The organism is Rhizobium sp. AN68 (genome assembly GCF_030758035.1).
Lineage (GTDB): Bacteria > Pseudomonadota > Alphaproteobacteria > Rhizobiales > Rhizobiaceae > Agrobacterium > Agrobacterium tumefaciens.
The window spans coordinates 937,114-952,865 of sequence record NZ_JARWMI010000002.1; the positions used below are offsets into that span (position 1 = coordinate 937,114).

Consider the following 15,752-nt stretch of genomic DNA (forward strand, 5'->3'; position numbering starts at 1 on the left):
GGCTACTCGCTCCCGTTATCGTGCCGGGTGCGTCCGGAAGATTTTGTCTCGCTGTCGATACGAGTCGACAACCGGTCGAGCGTGCGGCGAAGCGATTTCGATTCCTCCTGCTGCGCCTCGATCCAGTCACGCAACATCTGCTGCTCGCTGCGCATGTTCTTGACCAGACCTTGAATGCCTTCAGCAAGACTCGTCATGGCGGCGAGCGAGCGCTCAGTGCTGACCATTGCGCCGGGTTCAGCGTTGAATTCCCTTGGCCCATCCGCCGACGTATCCGTCACCGACGACAGCCAGTTTTCGAGCTGGGTGTAAAAACGGTTCTGGGCACGGCCGGCCTGAAGATCGAGGAAACCGAGGATCAGGGAGCCTGAAAGGCCGAGGAGCGACGAGGAAAACGCCGTTCCCATGCCGGAAAGCGGCGCAGTGAGACCGGTCTTGAGCGAGCTTAGAATATCGTTGCTGGTGCCGGCGCTGGGATCAAGCGACTGAATGACATTGCTGATGGCGCCGATGGTGCCGATCAGACCCCAGAAGGTGCCGAGCAGGCCGAGAAATACCAGAAGGCCGACAAGATAACGTGAAGTATCGCGCGATTCATCAAGGCGTGTCGCGATGGAATCGAGAATTGTCCGCTGCGTAACTGCAGAAAGCCGGACTTCGCCACGCTTGCCGATCAGCGTGCTCATGGGGGCCAGCAGTTTTGGAGCGCGGCCGACTTTCTCGGCGCTGCCGGCGGCCCGGAATGCGTTAAACCAGCGGACTTCCGAACGCAGGCTCATGGTCTGCGTGAATACCAGAATGATGCCGATGACGAGAACGCCGAGAATGAAGCCGTTCAAGCCCGGATTCGTCATGAAGGCCGTGTGCGCCTGCCGGTAAAGAATGGCCGCCAGAAAGCCGACGAGGATCAGAAACAGAACCATCGTCCACAGAAACGGTGTGGGGCTGGACAGCTTGTGGCTGTATTGCCGTGTGGTCACCGGCTTCTCCACGCCGAGATCGAGCAACTCCGAATCCGCCATAACGTTCGCATTCCCTTCGGTCACGTATCAACCGGACGCTATTTGAAAATTGCGACGATTTGAAGCGAAAAGCCTGTCTTTCGTCACAGGCATTTCACGAAAGCCGGCTTGACCGAAGACCGAAAAAACAAAAACGCCCGGCGATAGTTCGCCGGGCGCCTAAAACCTGGATTAAACGGCAGGTTTTCTGCCGAAATCGATCAACGACCCGGAATCGGACGGTTGGCAACTTCCACAAGTGCCTTGTGGATATATTCGTTTCCGGCAGCAACACTGCCGCTGCCGAAGATATCCGCGCCGCCCTTGGCGTCGGAGGTGAACCCGCCAGCTTCGCGAATCAGCACCAGACCGGCCGCCATATCCCACGGCGAAAGCTCTGCTTCCCAGAAACCGTCGAGGCGACCTGCTGCAACATAGGCAAGGTCGAGTGCTGCAGCACCCATGCGGCGGATGCCGGCTGCTTCACCCATGACATGGCGAAGTTCGACGAGGAATTTGCCGTGATTGCCGCGACCGAGATGCGGCACACCGCAGCCGATGACGCAATCCGTCAACGCCTTGCGCGCGGCAACGCGGATACGACGATCGTTAAGGAACGCGCCGCCGCCACGCTCGGCGGTGTAGAGTTCGTCGGTCGCGGGATTGAAAATCACGCCGGCTACGACTTCTCCGTTACGCTCGAGCGCGATGGAAACGGCGAAATGCGGAATGCCGTGCAGGAAGTTGGTCGTGCCATCTAGCGGGTCGACGATCCAGCGATGCGCACCATCACTGCCCTTTTCCTCGCCGCCTTCCTCACCCAGAAAATCGTAGGTGGGGCGGGCTTTCATCAGCTCGTCGCGCACGATCTTTTCAGCCTTGAGGTCCGCCTGCGATACGAAATCGCTCGGTCCCTTGACCGAAACCTGAAGGTTCTGCACTTCACCGAAGTCACGCGACAAAGACTTACCCGCCTTGAGGGCGGCCTGAACCATCACATTGAGAAGGGCTGAACGTGCCATCGAATTTGTTTCCTGGAAAGCTTGCGAACCACCCGCAAGCTAGCCGGGCAGGAACGTCATTATTTTCTTGAATTGAAAGTTTGCGGTTCAAGACCACAAAACGCGCGGAAATTCAAGGCAAAAAGCCTGCACATGCACGCTGGCGCCGAACAACCGGCCTTGCATCACATCGGACGGAAACGATTTGCCGCCTCGATAGCCTTTTTCTGCTGCTCGTCGGTGATCCCGAGATAAAAATCCTCGAGAGACGGATCCTTCAGCCCGGCGCGGCGGGAAAGCACGTACCATTTGGCCGCCTCCACCGGATCGGGCCGTGTGCCGAGCGCCTGAATGTAAAGATGCGCCACTTTGTTCTGCGCCACGACATCGCCGCGCTGCGCAGCACCGTAAAGCCAGCGGAAGCCTTCATCCAGATTTCGCTCGCCGCCAAAACCGTTGACCAGCCAGATGCCGAGATCGACCTGCGCGGTATCGTAGCCGGCCTTTGCGGCCCGCGTCAGCCAATCGCGCGCCTTGGCCTTTTTTCGGCCGGCACATCCTTGACCGAGTGGTAGATCTGCGACACTGCATATTGCGCGTCGGCAATGCCCTGCTCGGCGGACTTTTCATAATACGGCATGGCCATCAGTAATCCCTTTACGCCGGGATTTTCCGAAACCAGTATCTGCCCCTGTTGAACTGAGCCGAAGCATTGCCGGCTTCCGCCGCACGGTGCATGTAATCGTCGGCCTTCGCCTTGTCGCGGGTAACGAACTTGCCCTCCATCAAAATGAGGGCGAATTTGAACATCGCGACGGGATCGCCACCCTGTGCCGCCTGCTGGTACCAGAAGGCCGCGGTCTTTTTCGTCGCGGGCGATGCCGAGACCACGCGACATCATTTCCGCCACCAGCGTCTGGGCGGCCGCATCGCCGTTCTGCGCACGGTTGAGCGCCTTGTCGAGCGCCTGGACATATTCGCCGCGCTGGAAATGCCCATAGGCCTCATCCACCCGGCCCTTGAACTCCTTTTCAGGCGGCAAGGCCGGCAGGTCCGCGCCCATGCGCTGATAGACGTTGACGCCCTGCGACGGTTGCAAGTCCTTCTGCTCTTCGGACTGCACCCTGCCCTGACGGGAAGGCTGCGCCTCATCCTCCAACTGGCGGGAAAGCGCGTTGCTTTCGCTTTGCGGTCCGGATTGGGCAAAAGCGACGCCCGCCGGCGCGCCGAAAGACAGCGCCAGCAGCGAAATAGAAAGGCAGACGTGAACCGAGCGCATCAACATCGCCTGTATCAACCGTCAAACCGTGGCGCTTTTTCGTCAAGCAACGCGTTGATTTCAGAAACGGCCTGGGCAGCACCCGAGGCATTGTCAAAAACGCCGCTGCGCATCGCCACGAATTCCACGCCGGCTTCGGCCACGGCAACCACCGAAGAGATATCGGTGCCGCCCATGACGATGGATGGAATCTCGATCATCGATGCCCACCATTCGCCGAGTGCCAGATTTTTGGGATGCGCTTCCGGCTTGATGTCGCCTTCGAGCTTTCCAAAAAACACGTAGTCCGGATTGGACTCACCCATCTCCAGAGCCTTATGGCGATCATCGGCATTGCCGCCGCCAACGATCAGCTTCGGCGCGAAATTTTCCACGGCCTCCGCAAGCGCCTCGGCATTGCCCGCCACATGCAGGCCATCCGCCTTCACCCGACTCGCAACGCGGCTGTCGCCCGCGATAAGGGCAGCGGCACCAGCCTCCTGCACCATCGGCACGATCAATTCGGCGCGTTTCTGGAAAGTGGCGTCATCCAGATCATATTGCGGAATGATGACCGAAGCCACATCGCCGCCTCGCAGTGCTTCTTGCAATTCTGTCGCCTGCTTTTGCGCGTCGTCCAATTGCGGGACGATCAGAACAAGGCGGCAACGGTTATCAACTTTGGTCATCGGTTCGTCCATTTCAGGCAGAAGACACTTTCGGCGTTATCTGCACTCGTTTTGATATGATAAATCCGATAGACCGGACCGGCGAAAGGATCAACCTTCATCCATGCTGACCGATTTTCATTTTTTCCTCGTCGCCATCCCCGCAGTCGTGCTTGTCGGCCTTTCCAAGGGCGGGTTGGGCGGTGCGCTGGCACTGATGGGCGTGCCGCTGATGGCGCTTGCCATCCCGCCCGTGCAGGCGGCGGCAATCTTCCTGCCGATCCTGATCGTGATGGATCTTGTGGCGCTATGGGCCTGGCGGCACCACAACCACCGGCAAACGCTCCTTATCATGCTTCCGGGCGCGATCGCCGGCATTACTCTCGGCTGGGCGACCTCAAGCCTCATCTCGGCAGACGCCATGCGCCTCGTCGTCGCCTCGGTGACGATCCTGTTCGTACTGCGTTATTTCCAGGAGAGCTTCAAAAGCCGCAAAGGGCAGGAGATTCCGGCCAGACCGCAGCGTCCGGTGGCTGCAACACTCTGGTCCAGCCTGTCCGGTTATGCGAGTTTCGTGGCCCATGCGGGTGGCCCACCCTTCCAGATCTATGTTCTGCCGCTGAAGCTCGATCCCAAGACCTATACCGGCATGAGCGTGCGTTTCTTCGCGATCATGAATGCAATAAAGCTCATTCCCTATTTCGCGCTGGGAGCGCTTGATGCAACCAACCTCAAGACATCGGCGAGCCTGTTGCCGGTGGCAATGCTGGCGACGCTTGCCGGCGCAAGGGTGGTGAAGTATCTGAAGCCATCAGTGTTCTACCCGCTGATGTATACCATGGCGCTGATCGCGGCGCTGAAACTGCTGTGGGACGGGCTGCCTTTCTAGACCCAAGGCGCCAACTAAAAAGCCCTGGCAGCACGCACGTACCGCCAGGGCCGAAAAAGAATCCGTCAGTCCTTCATCGAAGGCTGGGGAATGGCATCAATCAATGCCTTGTGGAGGCGCGAAGCCTCTGTAGTTCATCCTTCAGGCGCAGTTTACGGCGTTTGAGATCGGCGATCTCTCTATCGTCAGAGGACGGGGAAGCAAGAATACTTTCGAGCTCCTCCTCCAGAGCACCGTGTTTCTTTTCGAGCGATGCAATATGAGCCTGAATGGTCATGCGGCACGTCCTTCCATTTTTAAGCCTACCTCCAGCTCTCCATCGCTGGAGTTTCAGGTTTGCGACGACAATGTGACATGGATCGTTGGTCTTGTCGAAGGCGAAATGAAGGCAATAAGTGGGCAATTTGGTCGCAAGGGATAACTTCCCGTTACCGCGATTTGATGATAGAGGCTCGAGGACCGATGACATACGCGCCGGAGGCTCTCCGGCTGGCATAAAATGGGGATGACAAGATGCCCGATCAGGACCAGGCGGACATCAGGCTTACGCTGGCGCGGCTGCGCCAGGAGCATGAGGATTATGACGCTGCGATCAACGCGATGATCCAGACCAACTGCGATGCGCTGAGAATACAACGCATGAAAAAGAAAAAGCTGGCCGTCAAGGACAAGATGACCCAGATCGAAGATCAGGTCATTCCCGATATCATTGCCTAGAGTGGCTTCCGTGCTTCCTGCCGGATGCACGAGAGACGCTCTAATCTATTGAATTTACGCATCGTGCCTTGCAGAAATCAAAATCGATTTTTGCGCCTATGCTGTAAGCCGGAGAAGCGAAGTGACAGCAGAGACACCCCCCGTCGCCATCATCATGGGCAGCCAGTCCGACTGGGAGACCATGAAGAATGCCGCCGATACGCTGGATGCGCTGGACGTGGAATACGAAGCCCGCATCATTTCCGCCCACCGCACGCCTGATCGCCTTTATGATTTTGCCAATGGCGCGAAAGACGAAGGCTTCAAGGTCATCATCGCGGGTGCCGGCGGCGCCGCCCATCTGCCGGGCATGACCGCCGCCATGACCCCGCTGCCGGTTTTCGGCGTCCCGGTACAATCCAAGACGATGTCCGGGCAGGACAGCCTCTATTCCATCGTCCAGATGCCCGCTGGCATTCCCGTCGGAACGCTTGCCATCGGCAAGGCCGGCGCTATCAATGCCGCACTTCTGGCAGCTGCGGTTCTGGCACTGGGTGACGAGGACCTGGCAGACCGGCTCGATGCATGGCGCGCGCGCCAGTCAGCGGCCGTTGCCGAATATCCCATGGACAGCGCCCAGTGACAGCCTCTAACATGACGATGAATACGAACAATCTCACCATCGGCATCATCGGCGGCGGGCAGCTTGGCCGCATGCTGGCAATGGCCGCCGCACGCCTCAACCACCGCACCATCGTTCTCGAACCGCAAGCCGATTGTCCGGCGGCGCAGGTCTGCAACAGCCAGATCGTCGCGGAATACGGTGACGAGACGGCGCTTGCGGAACTCGCTCGCCTTTGCGATGTCGTGACCTACGAATTCGAGAACGTACCCGTCACCGCAGCCGAGACGCTGAGCGCTTCCGTTCCCGTTTATCCCCCGCCGCAGGCTCTCAGCGCCTCGCAGGATAGGCTGACGGAGAAACGCTTCCTCAACGGTTGCGGCATTCCGACCGCCGATTTCCGCGCCGTGGATAATCAGGAAGAACTGGAAGCGGCATTGGCCGCTTTTGGTGGCAAGGGTGTGCTGAAAACCCGCCGCATGGGCTATGACGGCAAGGGCCAGAGGCTTTTCAAGGGTGGTGAGGACATCGCAGGCGCCTTTGCAGCACTCGGTGGCGTGCCGCTCATCCTCGAAAGCTTCGTCGCTTTCGAGCGTGAAATCTCGATCATTGCCGCCCGTTTCAGGGATGGCACCGTTACCTGCTACGATCCGGCCGAAAACATTCATCTGAACGGCATTCTGCATACATCCACCGTGCCGGCAGCGCTCTCCGATGCGGCGAAGGCGGTTGCCGTGCAATCGGCGGAAAAGCTTCTGGCCGCGCTCGACTATGTCGGCGTGATCGGCATCGAGTTTTTCGTCCTGCCCGATGGTTCGCTCGTTGCCAATGAAATGGCGCCGCGCGTGCACAATACCGGCCACTGGACGGAAGCGGCCTGCGTGGTCTCGCAATTCGAACAGCATATACGAGCCGTCTCCGGTCTTGTCCCCGGCAGCACGGCCCGCCATTCGGATTGTGTCATGACCAACCTCATCGGCGATGACATCAATGATGTGCCAGCATGGCTTTCGAAAAAAGACTGTCTCGTGCATCTTTACGGCAAGACACAAGCACGGCCTGGCCGCAAGATGGGCCATGTGACCGAGCTTTTGCACACAGGAAAAGCCTCAGTCTTTTAAGGCAAAGACGTCTGGAAGTGTTGACAGGCAGGGGTCAAACGGGTATTTGCCTGCCAACCGAAAAGAGCGCGCCCCGTTGCGCGCTTTTGATTGTTTGAATAAGCACGGTAAAAGCCGTGCAAAACTGCGGACCAGTAAAATGAAAATCAAGAATTCGCTTAAAGCGCTTAAGGCCCGTCATCGCGATAACCGCCTGGTTCGCCGCAAGGGCCGCGTCTACATCATCAACAAGCAGAACCCGCGCTTCAAGGCTCGTCAGGGCTGATTGAGTGCCACTGCGGTTCGCGATCACATCGCGGATCACTTTGTTGACAGTGCAGAACTTTGCATTTGATATTGGGCGCAGTCGGGTTAAGCTTTAACCCATGCGCCCAAATCGTTTTTGCACGGCTATCATCGTCGCTCAGGGTTTCCTGCTTTCGGGCCTCCTGCTTTCAGGAATGGCGTCCCTTGGTCATGCGGCAGATGGTCAGCCTCCCGCAGCCCTGGAGGCTGCGCCTTCACCTGCAAAGACAGTTGACAGTCTTTTCGCATCGCTGAAAAAAGAGCGGAATGCGGTCAAGGCGCGCAGCATTGCCAACCAGATCGCTTCCGAATGGAACGATTCCGGCAGCGCGACAATCAATCTCCTGATGCAGTGGGCAGGTGAAGCCGCAGACGAGAAGCGCAACGCCGCCGCTTACGATTTTCTCGACCAGGCTATTTTACTCGATCCGGACTACGTGCAGGCGCCCTATCGCCGCGCCATGGTGCATTTTGCGGATGGCGACACCCGAAAGGCGATGGCGGATATCAATCTGACGCTGGAGAAGGAGCCGCGCTATTTTCCGGCATTGGCGAGCCTTGCAAACATCCTCGAAGCCTCAGGCCGTGACGATCTGGCGCTGAAAGCCTGGGAACGCTATCTCGCGCTCTATCCCGCGGACAAGGACGCCCGCAAAGAGGCCGCTGACCTTTCTGAAAAGCTGGCTGGCACTCGCAGCTGAATATCGCAGACGATCCAAACAAAAATCGCCGCAAAAGCGGCGATTTTTCATTGTGGGACCGTCAACCGATCATTCCATGCCAAGCGCAGCCATATAGGTCTGAAGAATGGTTTCTTCCTCGATACGCTCGTTGGCGTCCTTCTTGCGCAGGCGGATGATGGTGCGGATCGCCTTGGTATCGTAGCCACGACCCTTCGCCTCGCCCATGACATCCTTGATGTCTCCCTGAATGGCGGCCTTTTCCTCTTCGAGACGCTCGACGCGCTCGATGAATTGACGCAGTTCGGCGGCGGCGACGGTTTCGGTGGTGCTCGTTTCGTCCATCATATAATCCTTCATTGGTAGCAGCTCGGGTGAGCCTTGTTCATTAAATCCAGGCGAAGCCTTCGCCGGTCGCCGCCAGCCGGGCAGCAAAAATTCCGGCCTGTGACCTGCCCACTGACGGGCCTCACGTCAAGTCGTTTCCGTCGATCGGGGGTTATTCCGTTGGCTTGTTCTGCTCAAAGGCAGCTTTCTGGGCGTCGCTCGCCTCCGCCTGATATTTTTCCTTCCACTCCTCATAGGGCATTCCGTAGACGATTTCCCGGGATTGCTCCTTGGTGAGTGCAACGCCGGCCTTGTTAGCGGCTTCCCCATACCAGTTGGAAAGGCAATTCCGGCAAAAGCCCGCGAGATTCATCAGGTCGATGTTCTGCACATCGTGACGCTCGCGAAGATGCTCGACGAGACGGCGAAATGCGGCGGCCTCGAATTCAATCTGCTGTTTGTCATTCGGTGTTGTCATGGGGCAGCTCCAGGCTCAGTAGGGGCCGGTGCGAGAGGTGAACAGCTCATATTCATGCAAAATGGGATCGTCGTTCATTGCGGCGAAAATGGGAGCGAGCCGGTCCGACCATTCGGCAATCCCTTCCTCATCCGCGATCAAATCCTGCCGAACTTCAAGAAGCGCATGCGGTATGCCCTTCATCATGCAATGGCGATACATGGTATCGCCCTTCAGCGCCCCGTCATAGGGTTCGTTGTCACCAACGAGAATGTCGCCGGTCGCCCGCAGATGCGCCAGAAGCGGATCGACCGCACGATTATCCGTGTCCCAGAGAACCGCCGCATGCCAGGGCCGCGGTGTTTCTTTCCAGAACGGCGTGTACGAATGCAGCGACAGAACAAGCGGCGCTTCCCCCGACGACTGCGCTACACCGGTGAGCACGCGATCCACGGCATTGTGATAGGGACGATGAAAAATCTCGATCCGTCTTTGCCATTCATCATCCGAAATCGGGTGGTTGCCGGGGATGATCGCCCCGTCCGAAATCTTCATGATAAGGGTCGGATCGTCCTCGCCGCGATTGGGGTCGATCAGGAGGCGCGAAAATCGCCCAAGCACGGCCGGCACGCCGAGGCGGGCCGCAAGAGAGCGCGTCAGCCCTTCAATGCCGATATCAAATGCGATGTGACGATGAAAAGCGGTTTGCGGAAGGCCAAGTTTGCCGTAGTGTGCCGGCAGGAGGTTCATGGCATGGTCCGCCAGAAGAACCATGCCTTTGTCATAATCGCCTTCTATGATTTCATAGGGTATGAAGTCGTTCATCGATAATTTTCTGGGGCAGGATTGAGGAGAAAAGCTTGATGGCATGGCTTGAGGCCGGGCGCAAGTTTCGGCGACAGAACAGCCATCTACCTTATCGCACTCACGATCCCACGAACAATATAATCGATTAAACTCGCGTTGACTTTCTTTGGCGGCCACGCCAAGAAGTGTGTTCATTATAACCATGGAATCCGGATGGAAGCCGTGACTCAGTCATCTCTCGCTCTTCCTCGCCACTTTCGGCATCTTGCCCGTCTTTTCTCCGCAGCGGCATTGTTTCTGACCCCGTTTGTATTCGTGGAGGCCGCGCATGCGGATTTCCGCGTCTGCAACAGCACGCAAAACCTCGTGGGGGTCGCAATCGGCTACCGGGCGCAGGACGGCTGGGTCAGTGAAGGTTGGTGGCAGGTCCCCTCCTCTACCTGCGCAACGCTGATAGAGGGTGAGTTGCAGTCGCGTTATTATTATCTTTATGCCGAGGACGCCGCTCACGGCGGCCGCTGGACCGGTGACGTCAACATGTGCGTGGCGGAAAACGAGTTCAAAATCGCCGGCGTAGACGATTGTTATGCCCGCAGCTTCCAGAGAATGGGTTTCAAGGAATATGACACGGGCAGACAGGGCAGCTGGATGGTCCAGCTTTCCGATACGCCAGGCACACAGGGAAATCAAAACTGATGAAGCGTAACCGCAAAGTCAAAATTCTTGCAACTCTCGGCCCCGCCTCTTCCGACGAGGCAATGATCGAAAAGCTGCATCTCGCCGGCGCCGATCTCTTCCGCATCAATATGAGCCATGCGAGCCACGACGTGATGCGGACGCTGATTGAGCGTATTCGCTCCGTCGAAAGCCGTAACGGCCGTCCCATCGGCATTCTGGCCGACTTGCAGGGTCCCAAGCTGCGCGTCGGTAAATTTGCCGAAACCAAGGTTGATCTCGTTCCCGGCCAGACGTTTACGCTGGACAATAACGATACGCCCGGCGACAACACCCGCGTTTTCCTGCCGCATCCTGAAATTCTCGAAGCGGTCAAGCCTGGCCACCGCCTGCTGATCGATGACGGCAAGCTGCATCTGCGCGCTGAGAAGAGCGACGGCAAGAGCATCGTCACCACTGTCGTTTCGGGCACCCGGATTTCCGACCGCAAGGGCATTAGCCTGCCCGACACCCTGCTCGGCGTCGGCGTTCTGACCGACAAGGACCGCGTCGACCTCGACGCCGTTCTCGCAACCAACGAAGTGGACTGGGTTGCCCTTTCCTTCGTTCAGCGCCCGGAAGACCTGGCCGAAGTGCGCAAGATTTCGCGCGGTCGCGTTGGCCTGATGTCCAAGATCGAGAAGCCGCAGGCTATTGAGCGCATCGAAGAAATCATCGAGCTTTCCGACGCATTGATGGTCGCACGCGGCGATCTCGGCGTGGAAATGCCGCTGGAAGCAGTTCCGGGCATCCAGAAACAGCTGACCCGCGCCTGCCGTCGTGCCGGCAAGCCGGTTGTCGTTGCCACACAGATGCTGGAATCGATGATCACAGCTCCGGTTCCGACCCGTGCGGAAGTTTCGGACGTTGCGACTGCCGTATTCGAAGGCGCCGACGCCATCATGCTCTCAGCCGAGTCCGCTTCCGGCGATTATCCGATCGAAGCCGTATCGACCATGGCATCCATCGCCAGCACGGTGGAACAGGACCCCTATTATTCCAACATCATCTACGCGCAGCGCCCACAGCCGGAAGCGACGGGTGCAGACGCCATTTCGCTTGCTGCCCGCCAGATTGCCGAAACGCTGAAGCTCGCGGCGATCGTCACCTACACCTCGTCCGGCACAACGGGTCTGCGCGCCGCGCGCGAGCGGCCACAGGTTCCGATCATTGCGCTTTCGCCGATCATCCAGACCGCACGCCGTCTGTCGGTCGTCTGGGGCCTGCATTGCGTGGTTACCGGTGACGCCAGCGATCTGGACGATATGGTGAACCGCGCTTGTCGCATCGTCGTGTCCGAAGGTTTCGGCAAGCCGGGCGACCGCATCATCATCTCCGCCGGCGTGCCGCTCGGCACCCCGGGCGCGACCAACATGGTGCGCATCGCCTATATCGGTTCGGACGGCCAGAGCGGCGTCTGATATCGCGATATCAAGCATAATAAAAAAACCCGCCGTCACCGGCGGGTTTTTTGTTGGCCTCTCGGCCACATTGCAGAAAGCGGGGCTCAGTGCATCTTCACCGGCGTGCTGAAACGGCTGGACTCGATCGCCGCTGCACCGGGCTTGAAGCTTGCCGATGTGGCGGAAGCCGACATGTCGTGGCTGAGCATACGGTTGGCGACGACGCGCGGCGCCTTCACCGAACGGCCGGTCGAGCCCTTGTTCTGGTTGAGCGCCCAGTCAGAGATCAGATCCTGCGTCAGACGACCACCGCCGACCATGGCCTGATGGGAAACGGCGGCATCCTGCCTGCTCGGGCGTGAGCCCTTGGTCGGCAAGCCGGCGGTCAGCCCACCATTGATGGAAGGTTTCAGATCAAAGGCGTCACCGAAACCTGCCTCTGGCTCAGCCTTAGCCGTTTCGGCGGGCGCGACTGTAACCTTGTGGTTGACGGCAGCCGGGAACGGCGCGGCTGTCGGCACGGTAGCGGAATTGATCTGCGAACGGGCGGCCTGACCGCTCTGTTCCAGAGCAGCAACCACAGTCGGCGAAAGCGTATCTTTCCGCGCTTCGGCGAGATCTTCGTCGCCTTCCGGATCAGCATTGGCCTGTGCCAGCAGGGCTTCCGCCACAGCCGGACGATTGGCCGGCACCGGAATAGACGCAAGTTCGCCCGTCGCTGCGGGTGTCGCACCATCTGCGGATGCGGTCAGGATCGATCCTTCAGCGTCGCCACGCATGCCACGCGGCCCAAGAAGCGTCGGCACAGGCACGGATACCTCAGCCAGATCGGCAAACTGCTGACGCTCGGCCGGAGCAGAGGTTGGCGTCGGTGTTGTCGCAGCCTGGAGGGCATCCTGCGCCGCATTACGGGCTGGAGAATAAAGCGCGGTGGCAAGGCCCGTATTGGCCGGAGGCTGGTTGCCGAAAGCTGGACGTGCAATGGGCAGCGGCGCAGTGCTCACACCGGGAAGCGGTTGGGCGGAAGCAACGGCGATCGTCGGTTCTGGCTCAGGTGCAGCAGGCGGTGGCGTTGCAGGGCGAGCGACAGCCGGACGTTCTGCGGGCTGCGGCGTAGCGATGCTATCGGGATCTTCATCCTCGTCGCCTCCGCCAAAGAGCGCCTGCAACAGTGTCTTGCGCTTGCCGCCACCACCGGAGGACGCAGGGCCGGCACCGGCGCTGGAAGCAACCTGAATGGAAGAGGAATTGACGCGCTTCTTGTAGTCAGCCAAGGCCTGTTCATAACCGGGAAGCGGATTGCCATCGGAAGGAACGTGCAGCGTATTGCCCTTGGGGAAGATACGCACGAGTTCCTGACGGCTCATGCGCGGCCAGGCACGAACGCCGCCGACATCCATGTGCACGAAGGGAGAACCCGAGGTCGGGTAGAAACCTACGCCGCCAATCTGCATCTGCATGCCGATTTCGCGCAGTGTGGAAAGCTTCACGCCCGGAATGTAGAAATCCATGGCCTTGCCGAGCATATGCTGGCTTTTTTCCGCCACGCCCTTGGTGCGCGTGCGCAGGAGGCCGTTAGTCTCAGGCGAACGGAAGGCCGACACAACGTTGATGTAATCGGTCGCGCCACTGCGGCGGTAGACTTCCCAGACAAGATCGAAAAGACGCGGGTCCATCCGCGTCGGCTGGTTACGACGCCAGTCACGCAAAAAGCGGTTCAGCTCCTGCAGACCCTTCTGGTCGTATTTTCCGTTGCGCTTGAAGGTTATGACCGCCTTCTCGCGTGTATGGATATAATACAGTTTGAGACTGCGCGTTTCGGCGAAAGCTTCCGTCGCCGAGACACCTGCGAATGGCATTGCGGCGAGCATCAAGCAGGCAAAGGTGACAGCGCGTGCCGACAGCTTCGTGCATATATCCTTGATCAAGCCGCGCGCGATCTTGGTCGACAGCGCGATATTTCGATGCAGATATGGCAATTCGATCCCCGCCTGGAAGACAATTTCTGTCACATTGCCTCAAATGAACGTCAAATACGGTGACACGATGGCAAAATTGCCACACAGATGCAACCTTCCTCTATATAGTGAATCAGCCACTAACAAGAGGTTTATAGACGGTAAGCGGATATCCTTGCTCAGAAGTTAACGAATCTTGCTATCTGCCGTCGAATAAGCGGTTTGTGCAATCAGGCCGCATCTCGCAACGGATCGTCCGGATCAATGCCATAATCCTTCAGCTTGCGATAAAGCGTCGAGCGGCCGATACCAAGTTTCCTTGCGACCTGACTCATCTGCCCGCGATAAAAACGAAGGGCAAAACGGATAAGCTCCTCTTCGATCTCGGCCAGCTTCCTGATATTGCCTGAATCGTCCATGCTGGAGATCAGGTTTCCTCCCCGGTATATCGTGGTGGAAATATCTGACGCCTCATCCAGAATGGCGTGACTTTCGGCGGCCGGCGGCGGCGGAGAATAGGCGGCGAGTTTCAGCGACGATCCAGACGGCGACCGGATCGACTCACCCGCATCGTCCCCACCTGCGAATTCCGGCAATTGCAGCGCGATTTGCGGAAAATCGGAATCAGCCAGTTCCTCGCCCTGCGACAGCACGACGGCGCGGAAGACCGCATTTTCAAGCTGGCGGATATTGCCCGGCCAGTCATAGGCCGTTAGCAGTGCCAGCGCGCTGGCATCGAGGCCGACGGGATTTGGCAATTTCTGTTCCACCGAAAAACGCTCCGCGAACACCCGTGCTAGATGGGGAATATCCTCCTTGCGCCGGCGCAACGCCGGAATGGTGATAGGAAAGACGTTGAGGCGGTAATACAGGTCCTCGCGGAAGCGGCCTTCCTTCACCTCTTCGATGAGATCTTGTTGGTGGCGGAAATCAGGCGGACATTCACCTTCTGCACACGCGCGGAACCGACAGTTTCGATTTCGCCCTGCTGAACTGCCCGCAGTAGCTTTACCTGCACGTCGAGCGGCAGATCACCGATTTCATCGAGGAACAGCGTTCCGCCATCCGCTTCCATGAACTTGCCAACGTGTTTTTCCGTGGCACCGGTAAAAGCGCCCTTCTCGTGACCGAAAAGAATACTCTCCACCAGGTTGTGCGGGATAGCGCCGCAATTGACGGTGATGAATGGTTTATTCGCCCTGTCGCCAGCCGACTGGATTGCACGGGCGACCATTTCCTTGCCGACGCCGGATTCGCCTTCCAGCACCACGGGAATGCTGGACTGGGCGGCGCGCTGCGCCAGTTCTATCACCCTCAGCATGGCCGGGCTTGCGGAAACGATATCAGTAAAATTCACGGCATTGCTCCGTCCGCGCCTGCCCGTGCGGGCCTTTGCCTCTCTCCTGTCGAGCTTGAGGGCATTGGAGATGGCGGCGCCGATCCGTTCCGGCGAGACCGGCTTGACGACGAAATCGAAGGCGCCGGCGCGCATGGCCTGCACGACGGTATCGATGCCGCCCTGCCCCGTCTGGACGATGACCGGGACGTCGGTGCCGAGTTCGCCAACGGCTTTCAGGAAGGCGAGGCCATCCATTTCCGGCATCATCAGGTCGAGGACGACAACATTGATCTCGCCGCTATATTGCTTGAGCAGCTCCAGCCCCGCCCTGCCGTTTTCTGCAAGCAAGGCCAGATGCCCATAACGTTCCACCGCATTTTTGAGCAGGCGGCGCTGGACGGGATCATCGTCTATCACGAGAACATGCGCGGTCATTTTTGGCTCCGGTTTCCGGTTTATGGACCTGCGTCATGCGGTCCCTTGTGGCGCACTCTGGCACGGGAGATTTGAACATCCAGTTTTGAGA

At 58.7% G+C, this 15,752-nt stretch carries 16 protein-coding genes and 3 pseudogenes; 8 read left to right on the forward strand and 11 right to left on the reverse strand.

Features of this window, described 5'->3' with window-relative positions; translation table 11 throughout:
* Window positions 1-2: 2 nt before the first annotated feature.
* From RBH71_RS07750 to RBH71_RS07765, 4 genes and pseudogenes are all read right to left on the reverse strand, one after another.
* Window positions 3-1,022, reverse strand: coding sequence for a hypothetical protein (locus RBH71_RS07750; RefSeq protein WP_003511423.1), 1,020 nt, complete (start codon window positions 1,020-1,022; stop codon window positions 3-5).
* Between the two features lie 200 nt (window positions 1,023-1,222).
* On the reverse strand, window positions 1,223-2,023 hold the full coding sequence (locus RBH71_RS07755; RefSeq protein WP_003511424.1) for an inositol monophosphatase family protein: 801 nt from the start codon (window positions 2,021-2,023) through the stop codon (window positions 1,223-1,225).
* 164 nt (window positions 2,024-2,187) lie between these two features.
* Window positions 2,188-3,287: pseudogene (locus RBH71_RS07760) on the reverse strand (tetratricopeptide repeat protein).
* 8 nt (window positions 3,288-3,295) lie between these two features.
* Window positions 3,296-3,949, reverse strand: coding sequence for a thiamine phosphate synthase (locus tag RBH71_RS07765; RefSeq protein ID WP_003511427.1), 654 nt, complete (start codon window positions 3,947-3,949; stop codon window positions 3,296-3,298).
* A 103-nt stretch (window positions 3,950-4,052) separates the two neighbouring features.
* Here RBH71_RS07765 and RBH71_RS07770 point away from each other — a divergent pair, with 103 nt between their 5' ends.
* Window positions 4,053-4,817 carry a sulfite exporter TauE/SafE family protein gene (locus RBH71_RS07770; protein WP_003511429.1) on the forward strand — a complete coding sequence of 255 codons (765 nt, stop codon included), beginning with the start codon at window positions 4,053-4,055 and terminating at the stop codon, window positions 4,815-4,817.
* A gap of 100 nt (window positions 4,818-4,917) precedes the next feature.
* Here the strand turns inward: RBH71_RS07770 and RBH71_RS07775 are convergent, their stop codons facing one another.
* Window positions 4,918-5,094, reverse strand: a complete 177-nt coding sequence (locus tag RBH71_RS07775) for a YdcH family protein (protein ID WP_003511430.1) — start codon at window positions 5,092-5,094, stop codon at window positions 4,918-4,920.
* 236 nt (window positions 5,095-5,330) lie between these two features.
* Between RBH71_RS07775 and RBH71_RS07780 the strand changes: the two genes are divergently transcribed.
* From RBH71_RS07780 to RBH71_RS07800, 5 genes are all read left to right on the forward strand, one after another.
* A complete protein-coding gene (locus tag RBH71_RS07780) occupies window positions 5,331-5,534 on the forward strand; it encodes a YdcH family protein (RefSeq protein WP_003511431.1) in 204 nt (67 codons plus the stop codon).
* A 154-nt stretch (window positions 5,535-5,688) separates the two neighbouring features.
* A complete protein-coding gene (purE, locus tag RBH71_RS07785; RefSeq protein ID WP_034501985.1) occupies window positions 5,689-6,156 on the forward strand; it encodes a 5-(carboxyamino)imidazole ribonucleotide mutase in 468 nt (155 codons plus the stop codon).
* An 11-nt stretch (window positions 6,157-6,167) separates the two neighbouring features.
* Entirely contained in the window at window positions 6,168-7,256 is a 1,089-nt protein-coding gene (locus RBH71_RS07790; protein WP_003511433.1) for a 5-(carboxyamino)imidazole ribonucleotide synthase, read from the forward strand.
* A 139-nt stretch (window positions 7,257-7,395) separates the two neighbouring features.
* Window positions 7,396-7,521 (forward strand): type B 50S ribosomal protein L36, encoded by a 126-nt coding sequence (gene ykgO / locus RBH71_RS07795; protein WP_003497670.1) that lies wholly within the window; start codon window positions 7,396-7,398, stop codon window positions 7,519-7,521.
* 100 nt (window positions 7,522-7,621) lie between these two features.
* Entirely contained in the window at window positions 7,622-8,242 is a 621-nt protein-coding gene (locus RBH71_RS07800; protein WP_003511434.1) for a tetratricopeptide repeat protein, read from the forward strand.
* A gap of 69 nt (window positions 8,243-8,311) precedes the next feature.
* Here the strand turns inward: RBH71_RS07800 and RBH71_RS07805 are convergent, their stop codons facing one another.
* The 3 genes from RBH71_RS07805 to RBH71_RS07815 all read right to left on the reverse strand — a co-directional run bounded on the left by RBH71_RS07805 (window position 8,312) and on the right by RBH71_RS07815 (window position 9,830).
* Window positions 8,312-8,569, reverse strand: coding sequence for a DUF2312 domain-containing protein (locus RBH71_RS07805; protein ID WP_006314683.1), 258 nt, complete (start codon window positions 8,567-8,569; stop codon window positions 8,312-8,314).
* Window positions 8,570-8,720: 151 nt separating this feature from the next.
* Window positions 8,721-9,026, reverse strand: a complete 306-nt coding sequence (locus tag RBH71_RS07810) for a DUF1244 domain-containing protein (RefSeq protein WP_003511437.1) — start codon at window positions 9,024-9,026, stop codon at window positions 8,721-8,723.
* A gap of 15 nt (window positions 9,027-9,041) precedes the next feature.
* Complete coding sequence (locus tag RBH71_RS07815) at window positions 9,042-9,830, reverse strand: N-formylglutamate amidohydrolase (RefSeq protein WP_003511438.1); 789 nt, start codon at window positions 9,828-9,830, stop codon at window positions 9,042-9,044.
* A 273-nt stretch (window positions 9,831-10,103) separates the two neighbouring features.
* Here RBH71_RS07815 and RBH71_RS07820 point away from each other — a divergent pair, with 273 nt between their 5' ends.
* Window positions 10,104-10,508, forward strand: a complete 405-nt coding sequence (locus tag RBH71_RS07820; protein WP_370647635.1) for a DUF1036 domain-containing protein — start codon at window positions 10,104-10,106, stop codon at window positions 10,506-10,508.
* Window positions 10,508-11,947, forward strand: coding sequence for a pyruvate kinase (gene pyk, locus RBH71_RS07825; protein ID WP_003511440.1), 1,440 nt, complete (start codon window positions 10,508-10,510; stop codon window positions 11,945-11,947). The genes RBH71_RS07820 and pyk overlap by 1 nt, the downstream gene beginning before the upstream one ends.
* An 86-nt stretch (window positions 11,948-12,033) precedes the next feature.
* On the opposite strand, the gene RBH71_RS07830 is transcribed toward pyk, so the two are convergent.
* From RBH71_RS07830 to RBH71_RS07835, 3 genes and pseudogenes are all read right to left on the reverse strand, one after another.
* Window positions 12,034-13,941 (reverse strand): DUF882 domain-containing protein, encoded by a 1,908-nt coding sequence (locus RBH71_RS07830; RefSeq protein WP_162632403.1) that lies wholly within the window; start codon window positions 13,939-13,941, stop codon window positions 12,034-12,036.
* A gap of 176 nt (window positions 13,942-14,117) precedes the next feature.
* Window positions 14,118-14,375 (reverse strand): annotated as a pseudogene (locus tag RBH71_RS26640) (helix-turn-helix domain-containing protein); the annotation flags it as partial.
* A 96-nt stretch (window positions 14,376-14,471) separates the two neighbouring features.
* Window positions 14,472-15,661 (reverse strand): annotated as a pseudogene (locus tag RBH71_RS07835) (sigma-54-dependent transcriptional regulator); the annotation flags it as partial.
* Window positions 15,662-15,752 lie beyond the last annotated feature (91 nt).